Here is a 24,352-nt window from a genome sequence, read left to right on the forward strand (position 1 = left end):
ATGCACGGCGAATCTCCAATCAAACGTCGCGAATCGCGAAAGATCTGGGTCGGCAACGTTCCTGTTGGCGGCGATGCGCCCATCGCTGTGCAAAGCATGACCAACAGCGACACCAACGACGTGGCCGCCACCGTTGCGCAGATCAACCGACTGGAAGCCGCCGGTGTCGACATCGTGCGGGTTTCCGTGCCGGACATGGACGCCGCCGAGGCGTTCGGCAAAATCAAGCAGTTGGTCAAAGTGCCGTTGGTGGCCGACATTCACTTCGACTACCGCATCGCCCTGCGCGTGGCCGAGCTGGGTGTGGACTGCCTGCGCATCAACCCGGGCAACATCGGTCGCGAAGACCGCGTGCGTGCGGTGGTGGATGCCGCCCGCGACCGTGGTATTCCGATCCGCATCGGCGTCAACGCCGGTTCCCTGGAAAAAGACCTGCAAAAGAAATACGGCGAACCGACCCCGGCTGCGCTGGTGGAGTCGGCCCTGCGCCATGTCGAGCACCTGGAACGCCTGAACTTCCAGGACTTCAAGGTCAGCGTGAAGGCTTCCGACGTGTTCATGGCCGTCGAAGCCTATCGCTTGCTGGCCAAGGAAATCGTCCAGCCGCTGCACCTGGGCATCACCGAGGCCGGTGGGTTGCGTTCGGGCACGGTGAAATCCGCCGTCGGCCTCGGTATGCTGCTCGCCGAAGGAATTGGCGATACCATCCGCATCTCGTTGGCGGCCGATCCGGTGGAGGAAGTGAAAGTCGGCTACGACATTCTCAAGTCCCTGCACCTGCGTTCCCGTGGCATCAACTTCATTGCCTGCCCAAGCTGCTCGCGGCAGAACTTCGATGTGGTCAAGACCATGAACGAGCTGGAAGGGCGCCTGGAAGACCTGCTGGTGCCGCTGGATGTCGCGGTGATTGGTTGCGTGGTCAACGGGCCAGGTGAAGCCAAGGAGGCCCATATCGGCCTCACCGGCGGTACACCGAACCTGATTTACATCGACGGCAAGCCGTCGCAGAAACTGACGAATGACAATCTGGTGGATGAACTAGAACGGCTGATCCGCCAGAAAGCGGCCGAAAAGGTCGAAGCCGACGCTGCTGTAATCGCGCGTGGTTGAGTCGAACGAATTTAAGGATTACCTGTGAGCAAGTCCCTGCAAGCCATTCGTGGCATGAACGACATCCTGCCCGAGCAGACGCCCCTGTGGCGCTATTTCGAGGGCACCGTGGCGCGTTTGCTGGATAACTACGGTTACCGGCAGATCCGCATGCCGATCGTCGAGTTCACCGAACTATTCAAGCGTTCCATCGGCGAAGTGACCGACATCGTCGAAAAAGAGATGTACACCTTTGAAGACCGCAACGGCGATTCGCTGACCCTGCGCCCCGAAGGTACGGCGGCGTGCGTGCGTGCAGTGCTCGAGCACGGCATTACCGGTGGTGGCCAGGTGCAGAAACTCTGGTACATCGGCCCGATGTTTCGCCACGAGCGTCCGCAGAAAGGTCGTTATCGCCAGTTCCACCAGATAGGCCTGGAGGTATTCAACCTCGACGGTCCGGACATCGACGCCGAGCTGATCGTATTGACCTGGCGCCTGTGGGGCGAGCTGGGCATTCGTGATGCGGTCAAGCTCGAACTCAACAGCCTGGGCACCAGCGAGTCCCGTGGGCGCTACCGCGAAGCGCTGGTGGAGTTCCTGTCCGCTCACCTGGACAAGCTGGACGAAGACAGTCAGCGCCGCCTCAAGACCAATCCGCTGCGGGTGTTGGATACCAAGAACGCCGACACGCAAGCGATCCTGGTCGATGCGCCGAAAATGGCTGACTACCTCGACGACGAATCCCGTGCGCACTTCGAGGGGCTGAAGGCGCGTCTGGATGCCGTCGGTATTCCCTATGTCATCAACCCGAAGCTGGTCCGCGGGCTGGATTACTACAGCAAGACCGTCTTTGAATGGGTCACCGACAAGTTGGGCGCCCAGGGAACTGTGTGTGCCGGCGGCCGTTACGACGGGCTGGTGGAACAGATGGGCGGAAAGCCGACCTCGGGCGTGGGTTTTGCCATGGGCATCGAACGTCTGGTGTTGATGCTTGAGACGCTGGACAAGATCCCGCAGGAAATCGCCCGTCAGGTCGACGTTTACCTGTGCGCCTTCGGCGAAGCAGCCGAACTGGCGGCCCTGGCGCTGAGCGAGCGGGTCCGCGACCAGTTGCCCAACCTGCGCCTGCAGATCAACGCCGGCGGCGGCAGCTTCAAGAGCCAGTTCAAGAAGGCCGACAAGAGTGGTGCGCTGTATGCACTGATTCTCGGTGACGACGAATTGGCCCAGCAAGTGGTAGGTTTCAAACCCCTGCGTGGCCAGGGCGAACAACAAAGCATTGCCTGGGATGCGCTTGCCGCACACCTGGCCACCTGCGTCGTGCAGGGTTGAAGCTGTCAAACAGCCGATTTAGCGATTAAGGAGTATTGGGGTGTCGAGTACCGAAGATGAACAGCTGGCGGATTTGAAGGACTGGTGGACGCGCAACGGCAAGCCGCTGGTCACTGGCGGCCTGTTGGCGCTGGTCATCGTGTTCGGCTGGCAGGCCTGGCAGAAATACCAGAGCAACCAGGCGCAAGGCGCTTCGATGCTCTATCAGCAGTTGCTGGAAACCACCCTGACCCCGGACGGCAAGCCTGACGCTGCCCGCGTGGCGGAGTTGGCCGGCAAGCTCGACAACGAATTCGGCGGCACGGCCTACGCGCAATATGGCCGTCTGTTCGTGGCCAAGGTCGCGGTAGACACCGGCAAGCTGGACGACGCCGCCACCGAGCTGAAGGCCATTGTCGACAAGCCGGTCAACCCGACCCTGGGCGAAGTGGCGCGTCAGCGCCTGGCGCAGGTGCTGGCGGCGCAGAACAAGGCCGAAGAAGCGTTGAAGCTGCTCGACGGTGATGCCGACAAGGCGTTCCTGGCGACCCGCGAAGAACTCAAGGGCGACCTGCTGGTACAGCTTGGTCGTGCTGATGAGGCCCATGCGGCCTACCAAAAAGCCAAGGCTGCGCTGTCGGATGAAGCCGCGGTCGGTGGCCTGCAAATCAAGCTGGACGACCTGGCCAAAGGGGATGCGTGACGTGATCCGTTGGAAACATGCAGCATTGCTGGCTCTGGCCATTCTGGCCGCGGGTTGCAGCAGCAACAGCAAGAAAGAACTGCCACCGGCCGAACTGACCGACTTCAAAGAAGAAGTCGTGCTGCAGAAGCAATGGAGTCGCTCCATCGGTGACGGCCAGGGTGAAACCTACAACATGCTGGTGCCAGCCATCGATGGCGACACTATCTATGCCTCCGACGTCACTGGCGTGGTGATGGCGATGGATCGCACCAATGGCGACGTCAAGTGGGAGCAGGATCTTGAACTGCCCGTTTCCGGCGCCGTTGGCGTGGGTTACGGGCTGGTCATGATCGGCACGCTCAAGGGCGAAATCGTGGCCCTGGACGCCAGCAGCGGTGAAGAGAAATGGCGCGCTCGCGTGACCAGTGAAGTCCTCGCACCGCCGGCCACCAACGGTGACGTGGTCGTGGTACAGACCCAGGATGACAGCCTGATCGGTCTGGATGCCGCCACTGGCGAGCAGCGCTGGTTGTACGACAGCACCCCGGCGGTACTGACCCTGCGCGGCACCAGTGCGCCGATCGTCACCAACCGCCTCGCGGTGGCCGGGTTGTCGACCGGTAAAGTGGTGGCCCTGGATATTTCCAACGGCGTGCCGGTCTGGGAACAGCGCGTGGCCATCCCGCAGGGCCGTTCGGAACTGGAGCGCGTGGTCGACATCGACGGCGGCCTGCTGTTGTCTGGCAGTACGCTGTACGTTGCCAGCTACCAGGGACGCGTTGCGGCGCTGGACCTGGAAAGCGGTCGCCCGCTGTGGCAGCGCGATGCGTCCAGCTACGCCGGCGTCGCCGAGGGTTTGGGCAGCGTCTACGTGAGCCTGTCCTCGGGCACGGTTGAAGGCGTCGACGAGCGTTCCACCACCGCATTGTGGAGCAACGACTCCCTGGCCCGTCGTCAACTGTCGGCCCCGGAAGTGTTCTCCAGCTACGTTGCAGTCGGTGACCTGGAAGGTTACCTGCACCTGCTCAGCCAGGTGGACGGTCGCTTCGTCGGCCGTGAGCGCATCGACAGCGACGGCCTGCGTGCCCGTCCGCTGGTGGTGGGCAACATGATTTATGTGTATGGCAACAGCGGCAAACTGGAAGCCCTGACCATCAAGTAAGACTATGCTTGGGTTAATCCCAAGCGGCTTCATTTTTGTGGGCGCGAGCCTGCTCGCGAATGCGGTGGTCCAGTGGCATGGATGTCGACTGATCCAACGCTTTCGCGAGCAGGCTCGCTCCCACAGGATGGCCCCCGAGCACCAGCCGCTGCCTCGCAGCGGCTTTTGTATTTTCTGAAATAACGAAGTGGAGAGCCGCATGGTTCCCGTAATCGCCCTGGTGGGCCGACCGAACGTCGGCAAGTCCACCTTGTTCAACCGCCTGACCAGGACTCGCGACGCCATTGTCGGCGACTTGTCCGGTCTGACCCGTGATCGCCAATACGGTGAGGCCAAGTGGCAAGGGCGTACCTATATTCTGGTCGACACCGGTGGCATCTCCGGTGATGAACACGGCATGGACGAAAAAATGGCCGAGCAGTCGCTGCTCGCCATCGAAGAAGCGGATGTGGTGCTGTTCCTGGTAGACGCCAAGGCCGGTTTTACCGCCGCCGACCAGATGATCGCCGAGCATCTGCGCAAACGTAACAAGCGTTCCTACGTGGTGGCCAACAAGGTCGACAACATCGACCCGGACATGGCTCGCGCTGAATTCGCGCCGTTGGGCATGGGCCAGGCGATCCCGATCGCCGGCGCCCACGGTCGTGGCATCACCCAGATGCTGGAAATCGCCCTGGCTGATTTCCCCAAAGACGACGAAGACGAACCGGAAGACGGTGAAGAAGAAATCGTTGCCGAAGGCGAGGAAGCCAAGCGCATTCCTGGCCCTAGCGAAAAAGACGGGATCAAGATCGCCATCATCGGCCGCCCGAACGTCGGCAAGTCGACGTTGGTCAACCGCATGCTCGGCGAAGACCGGGTCATCGTGTACGACCAGCCCGGCACCACCCGCGACAGTATCTACATCCCGTTCGAGCGTAACGAAGAGAAGTACACGCTGATCGACACTGCCGGTGTGCGCAAGCGCGGCAAGATCCACGAAGAAGTCGAAAAATTCTCCGTGGTCAAAACCCTGCAGGCGATCAAAGACGCCAACGTGGTGATCTTCGTGATGGACGCCCGCGAAGGCGTGGTCGATCACGACTTGAACCTGCTGGGCTTCGCCCTGGAAGCCGGCCGTGCGTTGGTCATCGCGATCAACAAGTGGGACGGCATGACGCCTAGCGAACGGGATTTCGTCAAGATCGAACTGCAGCGTCGCCTGTTCTTCGTTGACTTCGCCGACATCCACTTCATTTCGGCCTTGCACGGTACGGGCGTGGGCAACCTCTACGCGTCGGTGCAGAACTCGTTCAAGTCGGCGGTCACCCGCTGGCCGACCAATCGTCTGACCCAGATCCTGGAAGACGCCGTCGGCGAGCACGCGCCACCGATGGTCAACAACCGCCGGATCAAGCTGCGTTACGCTCACCTGGGTGGTGCCAACCCGCCAATCATCGTGATTCACGGTAACCAGATCGAGAAGGTGCCCAAGTCGTACGTCCGGTATCTGGAAAACACTTATCGCCGCGTCCTGAAGCTGGTCGGCACGCCGATCCGCATCGAGTTCAAGGGCGGCGAGAACCCGTACGAAGGCAACAAGAACACGCTCACCGACCGTCAGGTCAACAAGAAGCGCCGCTTGATGTCGCACCATAAGAAGGCTGACAAGAAGCGTCGTGATAAACGCTGATCGATAGTCACCGCAGTTCCACTGTGGGAGCGAGCTTGCTCGCGATAGCGGCAGTACATCAACAGGGATGCATGCTGATCCACCGCCATCGCGAGCAAGCTCGCTCCCACAGGGTATGAGTTGTGTCAGCGTAAGAAGGGTGCCCTTGGTGGCACCCTTTTTCATGCCCGGCGATTGGGCTATCCTCGACCTCTCCCGCGCCGCACCAGAGCCGGGTGTAGACGCAGGGAACCCCCAATGATCACCAGCAAGTTGCCGAATGTCGGCATCACTATCTTCACCCAGATGTCCCAGCTCGCCGCGCAGACCGGCGCGCTCAATCTGTCCCAGGGGTTTCCCGATTTCGATGGTCCGCAGGCCCTGCGCGATGCAGTCGGCCGGCATGTCGCCCAAGGGCATAACCAATACTCGCCCATGACCGGTTTGCCGGCGCTGCGCCAGCAGATCGCGGCGAAGATCGCCCGCAGCTATGGCGTCACCGTCGATGCCGACCAGGAAGTGACCGTGACCCCCGGTGCGACCCAGGCGATTTTCTGCGCCATCGCGGCAGTGGTTCACAGCGGCGACGAAGTGATCGTGTTCGACCCTTGCTACGACAGCTATGAGCCCGCCGTCGAGTTGGCCGGTGGCCGTTGTGTGCATGTGCAATTGGGCCTGGATGATTTCGCCATCGATTTCCAGAAGCTCGCTGAAGCCCTGAGCCCGTGTACGCGCATGATCATTCTCAACACACCGCACAATCCCAGTGGCGCGCTGATCAGCCGCGCCGAACTCGACCAGTTGGCGGCGCTGATTCGTGACCGCGATATTTACCTGATCAGTGACGAAGTCTACGAACACCTGGTGTTCGACGGCGTCGCCCACGCCAGTGTCCTGGCCCATGAAGAACTGTACCGGCGGGCCTTTGTGGTCAGTTCGTTTGGCAAGACCTACCACGTCACCGGCTGGAAAACCGGCTATGTGGTGGCGCCACCCGCCCTGACGGCGGAACTGCGCAAGGTGCATCAGTACGTCAGCTTCTGCGGCGTGACGCCGTTGCAGTACGCCCTGGCTGACTACATGGCCGATCACCCGGAGCACGTCGAAGAACTGCCGGACTTCTACCAGGCCAAGCGTGACCTGTTCTGCGATTTGCTGGCCCCCTCGCGCTTCAGTTTCAAGCGAGTACCCGGCACCTATTTCCAACTGGTGGATTACTCGCAGATCCGCCCGGACCTCAATGACGTCGACATGGCAGTCTGGATGACCCGTGAGCACGGCGTGGCGACGATCCCTGTCTCGGTGTTCTACCAGAACCCACCCGAAGGCCAGCGCCTGGTGCGCCTGTGCTTTGCCAAACGCGAGGAGACGCTGCGCGAAGCGGCGGAAAAACTATGCGTGATCTGAGTACCTTGCCCAATCTCAATGTTGCGCTGATCCAGACCACCCTGGCCTGGCACGATCGCCAGGCCAACCTGGAACATTTCGAGGGCTTGCTTGCGCAGGCGCGCGGGGCGGACCTGATTATCCTGCCGGAAATGTTCACCACGGGTTTTTCCATGGAGTCCGAGACCCTGGCTGAGCCGGAAAACGGTCCTTCGCACAAGTGGCTCCAGGCTCAGGCTGCGAAGCTCGGAGCGGTGATCACCGGCAGTGTGATTATCCAGGCCGCCGACGGCAGCCATCGCAATCGTCTGCTCTGGGCACGACCGGACGGCGAAGTGCTGCATTACGACAAGCGTCATCTGTTCCGCATGGCCGGTGAGCACAATCACTACACGCCGGGCGAGCGCCAGGTGCTGTTCGAACTCAACGGCTGGCGGATCCGCCCGCTGATTTGCTATGACCTGCGTTTCCCGGTGTGGAGCCGCGACGCCGAGGACACCGACCTGTTGCTGTACACCGCCAACTGGCCCGGCGCGCGGCGCCAGCACTGGAACCGCCTGCTGCCGGCCCGAGCAATCGAGAACCTGTGCTACGTGGCCGCGGTAAACCGCATCGGCCACGACGGCAAGGGCTTTGCCTATACCGGTGACAGTCAGGTGCTGGACTTCCAGGGTGAAACCCTGCTCAGCACCGGTGAGGCCGACGGGGTATTCACTGTGTGTCTGAGTGCGGCGGAGCTGGCGGCATATCGCACTCGCTTTCCGGCGAACCTGGATGCCGATCGCTTCGAATTCACAAATTGAAACGATTCAGCCTCAAGGAACGGTGTTGCGTGCCGATAACCGGTCAGCCAAGGAGAAGTCCCTATGACCAGCATCAGCGCAACCACCGTAAATCCTTATCCGTTGTCAGCCCCTAAAGTCTCCATTCGTGGGGCTGAAGAAGAGAAAGCGGTCAGTCCAGTGGCATCGACTGACAGCAGCGAAGACAAAGACAAGAAACTGAAAGTCGACACCAGCGGCGCGAATATCGCAGGTGCGGGCGGCAGCAGCGGCAGCGGCGATGTCATCGAGCAGCTGAAAAAACAGATAGAGCAAACTGAAAAGCTGCTGGCCGAGCAGCAAGCCCAGTTGGCTCGCGTGCAGAAAAGCCAGGCCAACCAGGAGCAGAAAGCCCAGGAAGCCATGGCGATCCAGACTCAGATCATGGCGACCCAGGCCACATTGCAGACCTTGCAGGCCGCTTTGCTGCAGGCGATGACTATTTCGATTGATACCCATGCCTGATATTTGGGTTGTCTGACAGGCCGCCATCGCGAGCAAGCTCGCTCCCACAGGGGAGCTGAGGCGGGCACAGGATTTCGGCCCCACTGAAGATCCCGTGTGGGAGCGAGCCTGCTCGCGATGAGGCCGGAACAGTCACCCAAGTCATCAGCCAAACAAAAAGGCCCCAGGGTTCACACCCCGGGGCCTTTTGCATTTCAGCTAAACCATCAGGCCGCTTTGGCTTCCGGCTGGCTCAGGGAGCGGTTCAGCGCGCTGAACAGGGCCTTGAAGCTGGCGGTGGTGATGTTCTCATCGATGCCCACGCCGTGGACCGCACGCTCACCGTTGACCCGCAGCTCGATGTACGCCGCAGCCTTGGCGTTGGTGCCGGCGCCGATGGCGTGTTCGTTGTAGTCCATGATCTCCACCGGAATCGGCAGCCCGGCCACCAGCGCTTCCAGCGCGCCGTTGCCCTTGCCGCGCCAGTGCAGGTTGGTTTCGCCCTGGCCCTTGCTGGCCACTTCGACTTCCACGGCGCTGTTGCCGTTTTCTTCCTGCAGACGATGGCTGACCAGCGCGTACGGGGTGTTGGCTTGCAGGTATTCGCTGTGGAGCAGGGCATGGATCTGCTGGGCGGTCATTTCCAGGCCCAGGCGATCGGTTTCGCGCTGAACCACCTGACTGAACTCGATCTGCATGCGACGCGGCAGGCTGATGCCGTATTCCTGTTCCAGCAGGTAGGCGATACCGCCCTTGCCCGACTGGCTGTTGACCCGGATCACCGCCTCGTAGCTGCGGCCGATGTCGGCCGGGTCGATCGGCAGGTACGGCACTTCCCACAGGGTGTCCGGTTTCTGCTGGGCAAAACCTTTGCGAATGGCATCCTGGTGCGAGCCGGAGAACGCGGTGTGAACGAGGTCGCCCACGTACGGATGACGCGGGTGCACCGGGATCTGGTTGCACTCTTCGACCACTTTGCGCACGCCGTCGATGTCGGAGAAATCCAGCTCAGGGTTGATGCCCTGGGTGTAGAGGTTCAGCGCGACGGTCACCAGGTCGACGTTACCGGTGCGTTCGCCGTTGCCGAACAGGCAGCCTTCGACACGGTCGGCGCCGGCCATCAGGCCCAGTTCGGTGGCGGCTACGCCGGTGCCACGGTCGTTATGGGTGTGCAGGCTGATGAGCACGCTGTCGCGACGGGTGATGTTGCGACCGAACCACTCGATCTGGTCGGCGTAGACGTTCGGAGTCGCGACTTCCACGGTGGCCGGCAGGTTGAGGATGACCTTGCGCTCAGGCGTCGGGTTCCAGACCTCGATCACTGCGTCGCAGACTTCCTTGGCGAATTCCAGCTCGGTGGCGCTGAAGGTTTCTGGCGAGTATTCGAACTGCCACTGGGTTTCTGGCTGTTGCGCGGCGTATTTGACGAACAGCTTGGCCGCATTCACCGCGATTTCCTTCACGCCTTCCTTGTCCTGGTTGAACACGATGCGGCGGAACGAAGGGCTGGTGGCGTTGTACAGGTGGACGATGGCTTTTTTCGCGCCGCGCAGGGATTCGAACGTGCGGGCGATCAGGTCTTCACGGGCCTGGGTCAGCACCTGGATGGTGGTGTCGTCCGGGATGTGGCCTTCTTCGATGAGGGTACGCACGAAGTCGAAGTCGGTCTGCGAAGCCGCCGGGAACGACGCTTCGATTTCCTTCACGCCCACGGCGACCAGGGTTTTCCAGAAACGCAGCTTCTTGGCGGCGTCCATCGGCTCGATCAGCGACTGATTGCCGTCACGCAGGTCGGAGCTGCACCAGATCGGCGCGGCGGTGATGGTCTTCGACGGCCAGGTGCGATCCGGCAGGTTGATGGTCGGGAAGGCGCGGTACTTGGAAGACGGGTCTTTGAGCATGCTCATCGCAGAATCCTTTTATTGTCGTGGCCGGGAAAAGGCGGCCTGCCGGTGGTTCGAACGGGGTGGCTTTACAGCCGGAACGAGGTGCCGCGATTCAGCCCGGCAGTCGTGCGCTGACGAGGCACAGACTGCGGTGCTGGCGAAGCTGAATGAGGGTGTGAGAGGTTTTCATGCCTTCAACCCTAACCGCGCGGAGGGCGGATCGCAAGCAGTCGGGAAAAATTGAGATAAGTTCTGTTTTTAGGCGGATTTGCGCGATTTAATCGCGCAGGTTCGCAGTGTTGATCTTTGAAATTGCGTGGATGTTTTGAGCTTGGCAATTCGCTGGATGGTGGTGATGCGGCTGCCGTCATCGCGAGCAGGCTCGCTCCCACAGGGATTTTCTGTTGGTCACAAATGTTGTGTTTACAAGAGATCCAAATGTGGGAACGAGCCTGCTCGCGATCAGGCCGGCAGCTTCACCGCAAAAACTCAGGGCTGGAATGCCCCGATAAAAATCGCCGGATCCACCCGCGCATCGTTCAGGCTGATATTCCAGTGCATGTGCGGGCCAGTTGCCCGGCCCGTGGAGCCGACTTTGCCGACGACTGTGCCGCGCTTGAGTTGCTGGCCGACCTTCACGTCGACCTTCGACATGTGGCAGAACATGCTGATGAAACCCTGGCCGTGATCGACAAACACGGTGTTGCCATTGAAGAAGTAATTGCCGGTGAGGATCACCTTGCCAGCGGCCGGAGTCTTGATGGGTGTGCCGGCGGGCACGGCGAAGTCCAGGCCGGCGTGGGGGTTGCGTTCTTCGCCGTTGAAGAAGCGCCGCACGCCGAACTTGCTCGACATCGGCCCATTGACCGGCTTGTCCAGCAGCAGGTTGCTGGGGATGTTCGGGCTGAAGCTGCGGTACGCCTTCAGTTGCACGGCCAGTTCGGCGTTGATGCGTTTGAGGTCCGCCGGGTTCGGATTGACCTGACGCTTGTTCTTCAGGGTGATGTGTTGCTCGGGGTACTTTTTATAGCCGACCACGAACGGCTGGGTGCTGCCGCCACTGCTGATCTGCTGGGTACCGGGCTTGACCGTCAGCGGGATGCCGACAATCGCCAGCCAGTTGTCCTTTTCCTTGACCACCAGCACCGGTTTGCCCTGGTAACTGGCTTTTGGCGCCTGGGCCGCGCTGCCCAGGTCCACCACGGCCACGCCGCCGGGCACCGGTTTGTTCAGCAGGCGGGTGATGTAACTGTCGGCGTTGGCGTTGAAGGTCAGGCACAGCAAGAGCAATGGGGCGAGATATCGCGGCATGAATCAATCCAATAGAGAAAGGGTGACCGGCGTCAGGTGATTGTCTTCGACCCGCACCAGCAGTTCGCCTTCACCGAGCCGCGCGGTCAGGCGCTGGCCGGTTTGGGTCTGCGCGGCGTTGCGGATCGCCTGGCCGCGTTCGTCCAGCAAAATACTGTAGCCGCGGCCGAGGGTCGCCAGGGGGCTGACGATGTGCAGCGTCTGCATCTGGTTTTGCAGTTGCAGGCGTCGCGCCTTCAGGCCCTCGCGCATGGCCCGGGGCAGGCGCGCGGCGAGGCTGTCCAGGCGTTGGCGCAGCAGTGCCAGGTGCCGCCCCGGATGTTGCCCGGCCAGGCGAGTTTCCAGGCGGATCAGGCGTTCGCGGCGGGTATTGAGGCTGCGCTCGAAGGCCCGGCGCATGCGCATGTCCAGGTCGTCGAGGCGCTGGGCTTGCTGGCGCAGGCGCTCACCGGGGTGGCGCAGGCGTCGGGTCAGGCCTTCAAGGCGCAGTTGATCGCGCATCAGGCGGTCGCGCATGCGCATCACCAGCCGCCGGTGCAGGCTTTCGACCCGGCGCACCAGGTCGCCGGCATCGGGGGCCAGCAGTTCGGCTGCGGCGGACGGGGTCGGGGCGCGCACGTCAGCGACGAAATCGCTGATGGACACGTCGGTTTCATGGCCGACGGCGCTGACGATCGGCGTGACGCAGGCGTCCACCGCCCGGGCCACGGCTTCTTCGTTGAAGCACCACAAGTCTTCCAGTGAGCCGCCGCCTCGGGCCAGGATCAGCGCATCGAACCCCCGGGCATCCGCCAGTTTCAGCGCGCGGACGATTTGCGCCGTGGCTTCGCGGCCCTGTACGGCGGTGGGGATCAGCGTCAGGGAAATCTGCGGCGCACGGCGGCGGAAGACGCTGATGATGTCGCGGATCACCGCGCCGGTGGGCGAACTGATGATGCCGATGCGTTGCGGATGGGCCGGCAGCGGCACCTTGCGCTCGGCGCTGAACAGGCCTTCGGCGCTGAGCTTTTCCTTGAGCGCATCGAAGGCCAGGCGCAGGGCGCCATCGCCGGCCGGTTCCACGGTGTCGAGAATCAGCTGATAGTCGCCGCGCCCCTCGAACAGTGAGACCTTGCCGCGTACTTTCACCGCCAGTCCGTCTTTGAGGGCTTGACGCACTCGCGCGGCATTTTGCCGGAAGAGTGCGCAACGCACCTGGGCGCCGCTGTCCTTGAGGGTGAAATACACATGGCCGGAGGCAGGGCGGGCAAGGTTGGAAATTTCGCCCTCGACCCAGATGTTGCTGAACACGTCTTCAAGCAGCACCCGCGCACGGCCGTTGAGCTGGCTGACAGTCAGGACCTCGCGGTCCAGGCCCAGTCGGGCAAAGGGATCTTTAATCATGGGCAGCATGATAAGGGCATTCGCCGATGAATCTCCATGTGTGCAGACAAATCAGACCGAGTCGTCTGCATCGCGAGCAAGCTCGCTCCCACAGTTGATCTTCAGTGCGGCATAGATCCAGTGTGGGAGCGAGCTTGCTCGCGATAGCGGTAGCCCAATCACCACAAATGTTGGATATGCCCCGACACATCTGGCTAAAGTCCCCCCTCTCCTCATCAAGGAAGTGCCGGATGAATCTTCTGTCGTGGTTAGGCCAGTGGGCATTTGCCCCTATGGAGTGGCTGCTGATCGGCCTGGCCATCGCCCTGGCTTACATCGTGTTCGGCATCGCCGGCTTCGGCACGGCGCTGGTGGCCGCGCCCATCCTGCTGCTGTTCATGCCGCTGTCGAAGATCGTCCCGCTGTTGGTCTTGCTCGATTTTGTCGCAGCCTTTGGCAACCTGTTGCCATCGCGTCGGGACGTGTCCCGACCGGAGCTGCTGCGGTTGCTGCCGTGCATGGCAGTGGGCTGCACCCTGGGGGTGATTTTCCTGCTCAACCTCAAGTCCGACCTGTTGTTGCTGTTGATGGGGCTGTTCATCTGCAGCTATGCCATCTACAGCCTGTTGATAAAGACCCGGCCCACGCAGTTGTCATCGCTGTGGGCGTTTCCGATGGGCACGGTGGGCGGGATGTTCGGGGCATTGTTCGGCAGTGGCGGCTTTTTATATGCAATCTACCTGAACAGCCGCCTACCTAAAGATCCGGCCCGAGCCACGCAAAGTGCCTTGATCAGTTGCAGCACCGTGGTGCGCTTGAGCTTGTTTATCGTCGCCGGTGTGTATGCCGAGCTACCCTTGCTGGTACTGGCGCTGTGTTTGTTGCCGGCCATGGCGCTGGGGTTGTGGGTAGGGCGTCGCTTGACCATGAGGTTGTCGCGCGAGGCATTCGTGCGATTGGTGACCTGGCTGGTGCTCGCCAGCGGCATTGCCTTGATCGGGCGTTACCTGAGTGCTTGACCTGGCCCCGCCAGGGATTAAGCTGCCGGCCTTTGATCAGACCCTGCCAGGGAAACAGCCAGGCCTCGCCATGAATTCGCAAAGCATCATCGTCCCGAAAATTTCTACCCTGCCGGTCCACGAGCCTCGGGCCCGGGCGGTTGTGCGCTGGCTGGTGCGCAAGAATATCGTCGAAGAACAACTGACTACCTGCGGGCGTACCGGCAATCGCATGGCCCACGCCATCGCCCCCGGCGCCCGCGAGGTGGTCATGCACCCTGAGGCCTTGCCGTTTGGCGAACCGGTCAATGGCCTGGAAATCATCACCAAGCGCTGCATCTATACCCCGGCCAAAGGCTTTCTCGAGGAAGCGGGCTGCGCCGAATGCCGCAAGGAAATCGGCGAGGCGCTGTTCGAAAGCCTGGAAGACTGGATGCCGGCCCGCACCGACAACTTCACCTGCCCAGAGTGTGGGCATGAAGATGACATCAATGGCTTTCTGTTCCTGCAGCCGTGTGGCTTCTCGAATTTGGGTTTCATTTTCAATAACTGGCTGGAAGCGGGTTTCAAGCAGGCGTTTCTGGATGAATTCGCCGATTGGCTGGATCAGCCGGTGAGTTGGGTGAAGGTGGAGCTATAGAGGCGACGCGGTAACCGGTGTGGGAGCGAGCTTGCTCGCGAAAGCGGTGGGTCAGCTACATATAAGTGAATGACACCCCGCCATCGCGAGCAAGCTCGCTCCCACAGGGGAATGTGTTGGCTGTGGGGCAGGGTTTTAGCCCTTCAATCACCCCGGCAATAATAGACAGAGTTTTACATTGAGCCAGAGGGGGTGCATGTATATAATGGCGCGCTTCCATTTTCCCGCTCGGGAGCCCCCGCGATGCTGCGTATCAGCCAAGAAGCTCTGACCTTCGACGACATTCTCCTAGTGCCCGGTTATTCCGAGGTACTGCCTAACGAAGTCAGTCTCAAAACCCGTCTTACCCGTGGCATCGAACTGAATATCCCGTTGGTTTCCGCCGCCATGGACACCGTGACCGAAGCCCGTCTGGCCATTGCCATGGCCCAGGAAGGCGGTATCGGTATCATCCACAAGAACATGACCATCGAACAGCAGGCCGCCGAAGTGCGCAAGGTCAAGCGGTTCGAGGCTGGTGTGGTCAAGGACCCGATCACCATCGAGGCTGACGCCACGGTTCGTGATCTGTTCGAACTGACCCGCATGCACAACATCTCCGGCGTTCCGGTGCTGCACGATGGCGACCTGGTCGGCATCGTCACCTCCCGCGACGTGCGTTTCGAGAACCGCCTGGACGCCACCGTCCGTCAGGTGATGACGCCTAAAGAGCGTCTGGTCACGGTCAAGGAAGGCATCGGCAAGGACGAAGTTCGCGAGTTGCTGCACAAGCACCGCATCGAGCGCGTGCTGATCGTCGACGATAAGTTCGCCCTCAAGGGCATGATGACCGTCAATGACATCGAAAAAGCCAAGGCTTATCCGCTGGCCAGCAAGGACGACCAGGGTCGTCTGCGCGTAGGCGCTGCAGTCGGCACCGGCAAGGACACTGGCGACCGCGTCGCGGCCCTGGTCAATGCCGGCGTCGACGTGGTGGTGGTCGACACCGCCCACGGTCACTCCAAAGGCGTGATCGACCGCGTTCGCTGGGTCAAGCAGAACTTCCCTGAAGTGCAGGTGATCGGCGGCAACATCGCCACCGGCGCTGCCGCCAAGGCCCTGGCCGAAGCTGGCGCCGATGCGGTCAAGGTCGGTATCGGCCCAGGCTCGATCTGCACCACCCGCATCGTTGCTGGTGTCGGCGTGCCGCAAATCAGCGCCATCGCCAACGTCGCCGCAGCCCTTGAAGGCACTGGCGTACCGTTGATCGCCGACGGCGGCATCCGCTTCTCCGGTGACCTGTCCAAGGCCATCGTCGCCGGGGCCTCCTGCGTGATGATGGGTTCGATGTTCGCCGGTACTGAAGAAGCGCCGGGCGAGATCGAGCTGTTCCAGGGCCGTAGCTACAAGGCTTACCGCGGCATGGGCTCGCTGGGTGCCATGTCCCAGGCCCAGGGCTCCTCCGACCGTTACTTCCAGGACTCCTCTGCGGGTGCCGAGAAGCTGGTGCCCGAAGGCATCGAAGGTCGTGTGCCGTACAAAGGCACCCTGAGCGCCATCATCCATCAACTGATGGGCGGCCTGCGTTCTTCCATGGGCTACACCGGCAGCGCCAACATCGAAGAGATGCGCACCAAGCCGGAGTTCGTGCGCATCACCGGCGCCGGCATGGCCGAGTCCCATGTCCACGACGTACAGATCACCAAGGAAGCGCCGAACTACCGCGTAGGTTAAGGCCTTCAGCAAAACGTTAATCACCGGGGCTGTTCATTCAGCCCCGAGTTGTTTCTGATTCACTACATGAGAATGAGTCATGGCCCTCGACATTCACGCTCACCGCATCCTGATCCTCGACTTCGGTTCCCAGTACACCCAACTGATCGCCCGCCGCGTGCGTGAAGTCGGCGTGTACTGCGAATTGCATCCGTTCGACATGGATGACGAAGCGATTCGCGAATTCGCGCCTAAAGGCGTCATCCTCGCCGGCGGCCCCGAGTCTGTGCATGAAGCCGACAGCCCGCGTTGCCCGCAAGCGGTGTTCGACCTGGGCGTGCCGGTCTTCGGCATCTGCTACGGCATGCAGACCATGGCTGAACAGCTGGGCGGCAAGGTAGAAGGCTCCGACCTGCGTGAGTTCGGTTATGCCCGCGTCGACGTGGTCGGCAAGAGCCGCCTGTTGGACGGCATCGAAGACCACATCGACGCCGACGGCCTGTTTGGCCTCGACGTGTGGATGAGCCACGGTGACAAGGTCACCAAGATGCCGGAAGACTTCCATATCCTGGCCAGCACTCCGAGCTGCCCGATTGCCGGCATGTTCAACGATGATCGCCGTTACTACGGCGTGCAGTTCCACCCGGAAGTGACCCATACCAAGCAAGGCGGTCGCATCTTGTCGCGCTTCATCCTCGATATCTGCGAGTGCGAAGCCCTGTGGACACCATCGAAAATCGCTGAAGACGCCATCGCCCAGGTTCGCGCCCAGGTTGGCACCGACAACGTACTGCTCGGCTTGTCCGGCGGCGTGGACTCCTCGGTGGTTGCCGCGTTGCTGCACAAGGCCATCGGCGACCAGTTGACCTGCGTCTTCGTCGACAACGGCCTGCTGCGCCTGCACGAAGGCGAGCAAGTGATGGCCATGTTCGCCGAGAACATGGGCGTCAAGGTGATCCGCGCCAACGCCGAAGAGCAGTTCCTGAACAACCTGGCCGGCGAGTCCGACCCGGAGAAGAAGCGCAAGATCATCGGTCGCACCTTCATCGACGTATTCGATGCCGAATCCTGCAAGCTGGACAACATCAAGTACCTGGCCCAAGGCACCATCTACCCCGACGTGATCGAGTCGGCCGGCGCCAAGAGCGGCAAGGCCCACGTGATCAAGTCCCACCACAACGTCGGTGGCCTGCCGGAAGAAATGAACCTCAAGCTGGTCGAGCCGCTGCGCGAGTTGTTCAAGGACGAGGTGCGTCGCCTCGGCCTGGAACTGGGCCTGCCGTACGATATGGTCTACCGCCACCCATTCCCAGGCCCGGGCCTGGGCGTGCGGATCCTTGGTGAAGTGAAGAAGGAATACGCGGACCTGCTGCGTCGCGCCGACCACATCTTCATCGAAGAACTGCGTAAGGCCGACTGGTACCACAAGGTCAGCCAGGCGTTCGTGGTGTTCCAACCGGTGAAATCGGTGGGCGTGGTCGGCGATGGCCGTCGCTACGCCTGGGTCGTGGCCCTGCGCGCCGTGGAAACCATCGACTTCATGACCGCTCGCTGGGCGCACCTGCCGTACGAGCTGCTGGAAACCGTTTCCGGGCGGATCATCAACGAAATCGAAGGCATCTCCCGCGTGACGTATGACGTGTCGAGCAAGCCGCCGGCGACGATTGAGTGGGAGTGATCCTGACCAGGCCTTGATGACCTGAGCTGTATGGAAGAAAAGCCCTGTGGATAACTTTCCCAGGGCTTTTTTCATTTTCGCTGGCTTTACGCTTTCTTATCTGCGGGTCTCCTGAGGAAAGCTTCTGTCAGGCGGTTTTCCCGTCACGTTTCGCTACGATTACCGTCTCAGCGGGGGCCGAGAGGCGCTTATCATCGGGCGGTATGGCCTGCGGGTATCGCAGCTATTGAAGAGCGGGCCAAGGTTGTCGATTGACAACCTCGAGGGCCATGCGAATACTGGAGATCACGGATGAGTCGTCCCTCGCACCCGAAGAAAGAGGTCGAAGAAGTGCTTAGGCATGCCGAAGCGCAGGGCTGGCGTGTAGTAGTTGGCGGTAGTCACGCCTGGGGGCGGGCTTATTGTCCTTATAACGATGAGGACTGCCGCTGCGGTGAGTTCTGCATTACGTCGATATGGAGCACGCCAAAGAACCCTGGCAATCACGCGCGAGCATTGCGGCGCGTTGTGGACAATTGCGCTGCGCATCGTAATTGGCGCGAAGCTGATGACGGTGCTGAGGACTAGGAAATGGAATACACCTTTACCTTGAAATATCAGCTCGCTGGTGATGACTGTCCCGCGGATGAACTGGTCGAGCGGCTGGGTGAGGCTGGCTGCGACGACGCTCTGGTAGGCATTGGGCAACCGGGGCGGCTGGCGCTTGAGTTCACTCGGGAGGCTGCGGATGCGATCAAGGCCGTGCTTAGCGCCCTGGGCGATGTCCGCCGCGCGGTGCCGTCGGCCAAACTGATCGAGGTTGCTCCTGATTGGGTCGGGCTGACCGACGTAGCCGAAATCGTAGGCGTATCTCGACAGAACATGCGCAAGCTGATGTTGGCTCATCCTGGCAGCTTCCCGACGCCTGTGCACGAAGGGAGTTCGTCTATCTGGCACTTGGCAGACATCCTGACCTGGCTGCAGGCCAAGGGCAGCTATTCACTTCCCAAGCACGTGCTGGATCTGGCGCAGGTGGCTTTGCAGGTCAACGTTGCGAAAGAGGGGCGGCGGTTACCTGGCTTGGCTGTCAGAGAGTTGGAAGCTTTGGTTGGGTGACGGTCTGAACCGCTTGGGGCGCCATTAGGCGCCCTTGTCGCATCTGACGATCATGGCTCGACCGGGTGGCGCGACAATCCTTCACTTAATATTTCTCAATTGCAGGTGTATCGTATTCGCCTTTTGCGGGCCCCAGGGTCCGTCGCAGATTCAAGAGGTGGTAGCTCCATGTCCTATACCCGTCGCCAAATACTCGGTGGCCTGGCCGGTCTTGTTGTCGTTGGCGTAGGGGCGGAGGGCGCGTCACGGTATTGGTTGGGCAAGATGGCCGATGCCGAGGCCGGTCACGACTATGAGTTGATCGCCGCGCCCCTGGACGTGGAGCTGGTGGCCGGGCACAAGACCCAGGCCTGGGCTTTTGGTCCGTCGGCACCGGGTACTGAATTGCGGGTGCGTCAGGGCGAATGGTTGCGGGTGCGCTTCATTAATCACCTGCCGGTTGCGACCACCATTCACTGGCACGGTATCCGTCTGCCGCTGGAGATGGACGGTGTGCCGTATGTCTCGCAATTGCCGGTGCTGCCGGGTGAATACTTCGATTACAAATTCCGCGTGCCGGACGCCGGCAGCTATTGGTATCACCCCCACGTCAACAGCAGCGAAGAGCTCGGTCGCGGGCTTGTTGGACCTTTGATTGTCGAGGAGCGTGAGCCCACCGGCTTCAAATACGAACAAACCCTCAGCCTCAAGAACTGGCATGTGGATGAGCAAGGCGAGTTCGTCGCCTTCAGCATTCCCCGTGAAGCGGCCCGTGGCGGGACGGCCGGGCGTCTGTCGACCATCAACGGCGTGCCGCTGCCGGTGATTGATCTGCCGGCCGGACAGATCACCCGGGTGCGTTTGCTCAATCTCGACAACACTCTGACTTACCGCATCAACATCCCCGGCGTTGAAGCGCAGATCTATGCGTTGGACGGCAACCCTATCGAGCCGCGCCCGCTGGGCAAGGAATACTGGCTGGGTCCGGGCATGCGCATTTGCCTGGCGATCAAGGCGCCGGCGGCCGGGGAGGAGTTGTCATTGCGCAATGGTCCGGTGCGGCTGGGCACTTTGCGCTCCGTGCCCAACAACGAGGCGCCGGCCCAGTGGCCGCCTGCGTTGCCACCTAACCCGGTGGCCGAGCCAGACCTGGCCAATGCCGAGAAACTCAACTTCAATTTCGAGTGGGTCGGTTCGGTGTCGGTCAATGTCGACAACGGCAAACCACCGAGTTTGTGGCAGATCAACGGCAAGGCCTGGGACATCACCGACAAGACCTGCGCCGATCGGCCAATCGCCACGCTGAAAAAAGGCCAGAGTTACATTTTTGAATTGAAGAACATGACTCAGTACCAGCATCCGATCCATTTGCACGGCATGAGCTTCAAAGTGATTGCGTCCAACCGGCACAAGGTCATCCCATATTTCACCGACACTTACCTGCTGGGCAAGAACGAGCGGGCGCAGGTCGCGCTGGTGGCGGATAACCCAGGCGTGTGGATGTTCCATTGCCATGTGATCGACCACATGGAAACCGGCCTGATGGCCGCCATCGAGGTGGCGTGATGCGCCAGATTCGCCCCGCCAAAATCATCGACCGCAGCCGTGACCAGGATTTCATGCGCGAAGCCCTGAACCTCGCCGCACAAGGCGCGGCTTTGGGTGAAGTGCCGGTGGGCGCGGTGCTGGTGCAGGACGGTGAGATCATCGGCCGCGGCTTCAACTGCCCGATCAGCGGCCACGACCCCAGCGCCCATGCGGAAATGGTCGCCATCCGCGCCGCCGCCCAGGCCGTGAACAACTATCGCCTGCCCGGCAGCACCCTCTACGTGACGCTGGAGCCGTGCAGCATGTGCGCCGGCCTCATCGTTCACTCGCGCATCGCCCGGGTCGTCTACGGCGCCCTGGAGCCCAAGGCCGGCATTGTGCAGAGCCAGGGGCAGTTTTTCAGCCAGGGGTTTCTGAATCACCGGGTGATGTTCGAGGGCGGGGTGTTGGCTGACGAGTGCAGTGCGGTGTTGAGCGAGTTCTTCAAGGCCCGCAGAGCCAGACCCCAAGACTGACGCTGTACCCTGTGGGAGCGGGCTTGCTCGCGAAAGCGGCGTGTCAGTCACATAGATGTTGAATGGTTCGCCGCCATCGCGAGCAAGCTCAGCTCCCACATGGGGTCCCGGGTGTCCACAGACCCTGCGTTCACCACAATCCCTGTGGGAGCTGAGCTTGCTCGCGATAGCGGTGGGTCAGCTTGCATTCATGTTGAATGTGCTGCCGCCTTCGCGAGCAAGCCCGCTCCCACAGAGGGGGTTTGTGGTACCTGGGCGATTTATTTCCGCGCCACAATCACCGCCCGCATTGGCGCCGGCAGTCCTTCGATAGTTTTGCTGTGGTCGGCGGGATCGAGAAAGTCGCTAAGCGACTGATACTTCATCCACTCGGTGCTGCGCTGTTCTTCCACGGTGGTCAAACTCACGTCCACGCAGCGCACATCGCTGAAGCCGGCGCGGCGCAGCCAGCGTTCCAGGGCCGGTACCGAGGGCAGGAACCACACGTTGCGCATCTGTGCGTAACGGTCCTCGGGGACCAGCACCTGATGTTCATCGCCCTCGATCACCAGGGTTTCCAGGACCAGTTCGCCGCCCTTGACCAGGCAATCCTTGAGCGCCAGCAAATGCTCGATTGGCGAGCGACGGTGGTAGAACACACCCATGGAAAACACTGTGTCGAAGCCTTCCAGCTCCGGCGGCAGGGCCTCAAACGGGAACGGCAGATGCCAGGCGTTGGGCTGCGAAAGGTAACGCTGCACCGCCTGGAACTGGCAGAAGAACAGCCAGTTGGGGTCGACACCGATCACCGTATCTGCGCCGGCGCCGAGCATCCGCCACATGTAGTAACCGTTGCCACAGCCCACATCGAGAATGCGCTTGCCCGTCAGGTCCAGGTGCGGGGCCACCCGCGACCACTTCCAGTCCGAACGCCATTCGGTGTCAACGTGCACGCCAAACAGGTCGAAAGGCCCTTTGCGCCACGGCGACAGGCCCATCAGCGCCGTACGCATTTGTGCTCGGGTTTCGTCGGAGCAATCGGTATCGAGGGTCAGGCCGTTCAGCAGGTCGACTTCAGTCGGTTGCAGCACCGGCAAGGCATCGAGGGCGCTCTGCCAACGCTCCAGGTCGCCATGACCCTTTTCCATTTTGCTTTCCAGTTGCGTTTGCAGCGTCGCGGCCCAATCGGCCAGAGGTGTGCCGGCCAGATGGCGGGCCAGGGGAGACAGATCAATCATGGCAGGGCAATCAACGAGGCAAAATTAAGACACTGGAACCACGGCACGACTTTCGAGAAGCCGGCCGCCAGCAGGCGTTCGCGGTGTTCTTCGAGACTGTCGGGCTTCATGACGTTTTCGATGGCGCTGCGCTTCTGGGCGATTTCCAGCTCGCTGTAGCCGTTGGCGCGCTTGAACGCCACATGCAGGTCGTTGAGCAGCGCGTGCTCTTGTTCATCGTTAAAGCGCAGCTTCTCCGAGAGGATCAACGCACCGCCGGGCAGCAGGGACTGGTGGATGCGGCTCAACAAGGCGGTACGCTGATCCGGCGCGATGAATTGCAGGGTGAAGTTCAGCGCTACCACCGAGGCCGGCTGGAACGTCAGGGCGAGGATGTCGCCTTCGATCACTTCAACCGGCAGCAACTCCTGGAACATCGAGTCCTGGCCGTTAAGGTACTCGCGGCAGCGCTCGACCATGGCCGCCGAGTTATCCACCGCAATCACCCGGCAACCGTCGGTGCGCACATGGCGGCGCAGGGCCTGGGTCACCGCGCCCAGGGACGAGCCCAGGTCGTAGAGGACGCTGCCCGGCTGGGCAAATTGCGCGGCGAGCACGCCCAGGTTCTCGACGATGGTCGGGTAACCCGGCACCGAACGCTTGATCATGTCCGGAAACACCCGCACCACGTCCTCGTTAAAGGCGAAGTCAGGCACCTGGGCCAGGGGCTGGGCGAATAGACGATCGGGTTCTTTGCTCACGGCAGTTCCAGCGGCATGGGTGGTGAAAAGGCCGGCATTTTAACCAAAAAACCTGTGGGAGCGAGCCTTTGTGAGCGCCGGGCTTGCTCTCTGGTTCAGTGGTTTTTTTGAGTGAAGGCCGACGCCGCAATGCCCCACTGGCCCAGCCAATAACTGATGATGATCAGGTAAGGCGCGGCATGAAAGGGCGCCACGAACCGGTTTATGCCAATGACGCTGTCGGAAAACACAAACGCCAGAGCCCCGGCAGCGGCCAGCCAGGCCGAGCGCTCGGGGACTTCAGTGCCCAATCGCGCCAGCGCACGCCAGAGCATGGCGCTGATGGCCAGGCCGTAGACAATCACCGGGACGAGCAAAGGCCCCAGACCGCTCGATATCAGAATCCCCAGCAGCGTTGCGCCAAGCCCGAATGCCAAAGCCAGCGATAGCAACGCCGGACGGCGACAGTCGCTGAGGTAGGCTTTCAGATAGGCCAGGTGCGCCAGCAGAAACGCGCCAAGGCCGAACACGAACAGATCCCCGGGCCAAGCCAGCAGCACATCGCCCACCAGCGAGAAAATCAGGCCCAGGCTGATCCAGCGTCGATATTCGCTGGGTGGCGCATCGTGCAGCCAGCCGAGCAGGGCCAGCACCGGCATCGGCTTGACCAGCAGGCACAGCAGGGTGGCATGCACAGTGAGCCCGTACACATAGGTGGCCGCGCCCATCAATGCAAGGATCAGCCAACCCATGGTCAATTCACCGAAATGGCGCAGTCGAAGGTTTCCACCGGCGGCACTTCAGGTGCCCAGGGCTGTTGATAAGTCAGGCGCAAGCGACCGGTTCCGGCAGCAAAGGCCTGGAAACGCCAGGTTGATACCCCGGCCGCGCCGACGATGCCGGCGTCTTCCGGGTTGCGGTAAACCTCAGGCCCCAAGGCCTTCAGCACGCCGCCAGCCGAATCCTGGACCGCCCAGCGATAACCGGTGCTGGGGTTGCTGGGCAAATTCAGGATCAGGTTCTGGCCGTTAGTGAGCTGCACCGGGCACTGGCTCAGTTTTTCCACGGTCACGTTGTGTTTCGGTTGCGTGGCGCAGGCACTCAGCAGGGCGAGGCTGAAAGGGACGAGCAGGCGGGTGAGGGACATAAGGGCTCCGGCA

The 24,352-nt window shown here is 61.5% G+C and carries 23 protein-coding genes; 16 read left to right on the top strand and 7 right to left on the bottom strand.

The genetic code is table 11. The features are described 5' to 3' along the window. From ispG to QOM08_RS05075, 8 genes are all read left to right on the top strand, one after another. The gene (gene ispG, locus QOM08_RS05040; RefSeq protein WP_003185136.1) at positions 1 to 1,110 is read left to right on the top strand and encodes a flavodoxin-dependent (E)-4-hydroxy-3-methylbut-2-enyl-diphosphate synthase; all 1,110 of its coding nucleotides are present in this window, start codon (positions 1 to 3) and stop codon (positions 1,108 to 1,110) included. Between the two features lie 24 nt (positions 1,111 to 1,134). Next, positions 1,135 to 2,424 (top strand): histidine--tRNA ligase, encoded by a 1,290-nt coding sequence (gene hisS / locus QOM08_RS05045; protein WP_047227478.1) that lies wholly within the window; start codon positions 1,135 to 1,137, stop codon positions 2,422 to 2,424. 40 nt (positions 2,425 to 2,464) lie between these two features. Next, a complete protein-coding gene (locus QOM08_RS05050) occupies positions 2,465 to 3,106 on the top strand; it encodes a YfgM family protein (RefSeq protein ID WP_076386234.1) in 642 nt (213 codons plus the stop codon). After that, a complete protein-coding gene (gene bamB / locus QOM08_RS05055; RefSeq protein WP_047227480.1) occupies positions 3,099 to 4,250 on the top strand; it encodes an outer membrane protein assembly factor BamB in 1,152 nt (383 codons plus the stop codon). The genes QOM08_RS05050 and bamB overlap by 8 nt, the downstream gene beginning before the upstream one ends. A gap of 199 nt (positions 4,251 to 4,449) precedes the next feature. Then, complete coding sequence (der, locus tag QOM08_RS05060) at positions 4,450 to 5,922, top strand: ribosome biogenesis GTPase Der (protein ID WP_047227481.1); 1,473 nt, start codon at positions 4,450 to 4,452, stop codon at positions 5,920 to 5,922. A 237-nt stretch (positions 5,923 to 6,159) separates the two neighbouring features. Next, positions 6,160 to 7,308 carry a pyridoxal phosphate-dependent aminotransferase gene (locus tag QOM08_RS05065; protein WP_316912644.1) on the top strand — a complete coding sequence of 383 codons (1,149 nt, stop codon included), beginning with the start codon at positions 6,160 to 6,162 and terminating at the stop codon, positions 7,306 to 7,308. Further along, positions 7,296 to 8,090 (top strand): amidohydrolase, encoded by a 795-nt coding sequence (locus QOM08_RS05070; RefSeq protein ID WP_316912645.1) that lies wholly within the window; start codon positions 7,296 to 7,298, stop codon positions 8,088 to 8,090. Before QOM08_RS05065 ends, QOM08_RS05070 begins: the two co-directional genes overlap by 13 nt. Positions 8,091 to 8,153: 63 nt before the next feature. Then, the gene (locus QOM08_RS05075; RefSeq protein ID WP_316912646.1) at positions 8,154 to 8,573 is read left to right on the top strand and encodes a hypothetical protein; all 420 of its coding nucleotides are present in this window, start codon (positions 8,154 to 8,156) and stop codon (positions 8,571 to 8,573) included. Positions 8,574 to 8,779: 206 nt separating this feature from the next. Here the strand turns inward: QOM08_RS05075 and leuA are convergent, their stop codons facing one another. From leuA to xseA, 3 genes are all read right to left on the bottom strand, one after another. Then, the gene (gene leuA, locus QOM08_RS05080; protein WP_047227484.1) at positions 8,780 to 10,459 is read right to left on the bottom strand and encodes a 2-isopropylmalate synthase; all 1,680 of its coding nucleotides are present in this window, start codon (positions 10,457 to 10,459) and stop codon (positions 8,780 to 8,782) included. A gap of 468 nt (positions 10,460 to 10,927) precedes the next feature. Continuing rightward, positions 10,928 to 11,749 carry a peptidoglycan DD-metalloendopeptidase family protein gene (locus QOM08_RS05085; protein ID WP_316912647.1) on the bottom strand — a complete coding sequence of 274 codons (822 nt, stop codon included), beginning with the start codon at positions 11,747 to 11,749 and terminating at the stop codon, positions 10,928 to 10,930. Positions 11,750 to 11,752: 3 nt separating this feature from the next. Further along, positions 11,753 to 13,132, bottom strand: a complete 1,380-nt coding sequence (xseA, locus tag QOM08_RS05090) for an exodeoxyribonuclease VII large subunit (RefSeq protein WP_139051124.1) — start codon at positions 13,130 to 13,132, stop codon at positions 11,753 to 11,755. A gap of 230 nt (positions 13,133 to 13,362) precedes the next feature. Between xseA and QOM08_RS05095 the strand changes: the two genes are divergently transcribed. The 8 genes from QOM08_RS05095 to tadA all read left to right on the top strand — a co-directional run bounded on the left by QOM08_RS05095 (position 13,363) and on the right by tadA (position 21,256). Then, on the top strand, positions 13,363 to 14,130 hold the full coding sequence (locus QOM08_RS05095; protein WP_139051092.1) for a sulfite exporter TauE/SafE family protein: 768 nt from the start codon (positions 13,363 to 13,365) through the stop codon (positions 14,128 to 14,130). A gap of 70 nt (positions 14,131 to 14,200) precedes the next feature. After that, positions 14,201 to 14,749: a sugar ABC transporter ATPase gene (locus QOM08_RS05100; protein WP_139051091.1), complete on the top strand. Its 549-nt coding sequence runs from the start codon at positions 14,201 to 14,203 to the stop codon at positions 14,747 to 14,749. Between the two features lie 243 nt (positions 14,750 to 14,992). Next, a complete protein-coding gene (guaB, locus tag QOM08_RS05105) occupies positions 14,993 to 16,462 on the top strand; it encodes an IMP dehydrogenase (RefSeq protein ID WP_047227487.1) in 1,470 nt (489 codons plus the stop codon). A gap of 79 nt (positions 16,463 to 16,541) precedes the next feature. After that, positions 16,542 to 18,119, top strand: coding sequence for a glutamine-hydrolyzing GMP synthase (gene guaA / locus QOM08_RS05110; RefSeq protein WP_316912648.1), 1,578 nt, complete (start codon positions 16,542 to 16,544; stop codon positions 18,117 to 18,119). Positions 18,120 to 18,410: 291 nt separating this feature from the next. Beyond that, positions 18,411 to 18,686 carry a hypothetical protein gene (locus tag QOM08_RS05115; protein WP_316912649.1) on the top strand — a complete coding sequence of 92 codons (276 nt, stop codon included), beginning with the start codon at positions 18,411 to 18,413 and terminating at the stop codon, positions 18,684 to 18,686. A 3-nt stretch (positions 18,687 to 18,689) separates the two neighbouring features. After that, complete coding sequence (locus QOM08_RS05120; RefSeq protein WP_316912650.1) at positions 18,690 to 19,214, top strand: DNA-binding protein; 525 nt, start codon at positions 18,690 to 18,692, stop codon at positions 19,212 to 19,214. Between the two features lie 168 nt (positions 19,215 to 19,382). Continuing rightward, positions 19,383 to 20,759, top strand: a complete 1,377-nt coding sequence (locus QOM08_RS05125) for a multicopper oxidase family protein (protein WP_316912651.1) — start codon at positions 19,383 to 19,385, stop codon at positions 20,757 to 20,759. Continuing rightward, on the top strand, positions 20,759 to 21,256 hold the full coding sequence (gene tadA, locus QOM08_RS05130) for a tRNA adenosine(34) deaminase TadA (RefSeq protein WP_316912652.1): 498 nt from the start codon (positions 20,759 to 20,761) through the stop codon (positions 21,254 to 21,256). The genes QOM08_RS05125 and tadA overlap by 1 nt, the downstream gene beginning before the upstream one ends. A gap of 260 nt (positions 21,257 to 21,516) precedes the next feature. Here the strand turns inward: tadA and cmoB are convergent, their stop codons facing one another. From cmoB to QOM08_RS05150, 4 genes are all read right to left on the bottom strand, one after another. Then, positions 21,517 to 22,473 (bottom strand): tRNA 5-methoxyuridine(34)/uridine 5-oxyacetic acid(34) synthase CmoB, encoded by a 957-nt coding sequence (gene cmoB, locus QOM08_RS05135; protein WP_316912653.1) that lies wholly within the window; start codon positions 22,471 to 22,473, stop codon positions 21,517 to 21,519. Then, complete coding sequence (cmoA, locus tag QOM08_RS05140; protein WP_316912654.1) at positions 22,470 to 23,213, bottom strand: carboxy-S-adenosyl-L-methionine synthase CmoA; 744 nt, start codon at positions 23,211 to 23,213, stop codon at positions 22,470 to 22,472. Before cmoA ends, cmoB begins: the two co-directional genes overlap by 4 nt. Positions 23,214 to 23,308: 95 nt before the next feature. After that, positions 23,309 to 23,944 (bottom strand): lysoplasmalogenase, encoded by a 636-nt coding sequence (locus QOM08_RS05145; protein WP_316912655.1) that lies wholly within the window; start codon positions 23,942 to 23,944, stop codon positions 23,309 to 23,311. A gap of 2 nt (positions 23,945 to 23,946) precedes the next feature. Then, positions 23,947 to 24,339 (bottom strand): protease inhibitor I42 family protein, encoded by a 393-nt coding sequence (locus QOM08_RS05150; protein ID WP_107321546.1) that lies wholly within the window; start codon positions 24,337 to 24,339, stop codon positions 23,947 to 23,949. Positions 24,340 to 24,352 lie beyond the last annotated feature (13 nt).

Source organism: Pseudomonas sp. P105, from assembly GCF_032614175.1.
In the GTDB taxonomy this organism is placed as follows: Bacteria; Pseudomonadota; Gammaproteobacteria; order Pseudomonadales; family Pseudomonadaceae; genus Aquipseudomonas; species Aquipseudomonas rhizophila.

Coding starts and splice junctions, on each gene's coding strand:
- ispG (WP_003185136.1), top strand. CDS start 1: ATGCACGGCGAATCTCCAATCAAACGTCGCGAATCGCGAAAGATCTGG.
- bamB (WP_047227480.1), top strand. CDS start 3,099: ATGCGTGACGTGATCCGTTGGAAACATGCAGCATTGCTGGCTCTGGCC.
- der (WP_047227481.1), top strand. CDS start 4,450: ATGGTTCCCGTAATCGCCCTGGTGGGCCGACCGAACGTCGGCAAGTCC.
- QOM08_RS05065 (WP_316912644.1), top strand. CDS start 6,160: ATGATCACCAGCAAGTTGCCGAATGTCGGCATCACTATCTTCACCCAG.
- QOM08_RS05070 (WP_316912645.1), top strand. CDS start 7,296: ATGCGTGATCTGAGTACCTTGCCCAATCTCAATGTTGCGCTGATCCAG.
- QOM08_RS05075 (WP_316912646.1), top strand. CDS start 8,154: ATGACCAGCATCAGCGCAACCACCGTAAATCCTTATCCGTTGTCAGCC.
- leuA (WP_047227484.1), bottom strand. CDS start 10,459: ATGAGCATGCTCAAAGACCCGTCTTCCAAGTACCGCGCCTTCCCGACC.
- QOM08_RS05085 (WP_316912647.1), bottom strand. CDS start 11,749: ATGCCGCGATATCTCGCCCCATTGCTCTTGCTGTGCCTGACCTTCAAC.
- xseA (WP_139051124.1), bottom strand. CDS start 13,132: ATGATTAAAGATCCCTTTGCCCGACTGGGCCTGGACCGCGAGGTCCTG.
- QOM08_RS05095 (WP_139051092.1), top strand. CDS start 13,363: ATGAATCTTCTGTCGTGGTTAGGCCAGTGGGCATTTGCCCCTATGGAG.
- QOM08_RS05100 (WP_139051091.1), top strand. CDS start 14,201: ATGAATTCGCAAAGCATCATCGTCCCGAAAATTTCTACCCTGCCGGTC.
- guaB (WP_047227487.1), top strand. CDS start 14,993: ATGCTGCGTATCAGCCAAGAAGCTCTGACCTTCGACGACATTCTCCTA.
- guaA (WP_316912648.1), top strand. CDS start 16,542: ATGGCCCTCGACATTCACGCTCACCGCATCCTGATCCTCGACTTCGGT.
- QOM08_RS05115 (WP_316912649.1), top strand. CDS start 18,411: ATGAGTCGTCCCTCGCACCCGAAGAAAGAGGTCGAAGAAGTGCTTAGG.
- QOM08_RS05120 (WP_316912650.1), top strand. CDS start 18,690: ATGGAATACACCTTTACCTTGAAATATCAGCTCGCTGGTGATGACTGT.
- QOM08_RS05125 (WP_316912651.1), top strand. CDS start 19,383: ATGTCCTATACCCGTCGCCAAATACTCGGTGGCCTGGCCGGTCTTGTT.
- tadA (WP_316912652.1), top strand. CDS start 20,759: ATGCGCCAGATTCGCCCCGCCAAAATCATCGACCGCAGCCGTGACCAG.
- cmoB (WP_316912653.1), bottom strand. CDS start 22,473: ATGATTGATCTGTCTCCCCTGGCCCGCCATCTGGCCGGCACACCTCTG.
- QOM08_RS05145 (WP_316912655.1), bottom strand. CDS start 23,944: ATGGGTTGGCTGATCCTTGCATTGATGGGCGCGGCCACCTATGTGTAC.
- QOM08_RS05150 (WP_107321546.1), bottom strand. CDS start 24,339: ATGTCCCTCACCCGCCTGCTCGTCCCTTTCAGCCTCGCCCTGCTGAGT.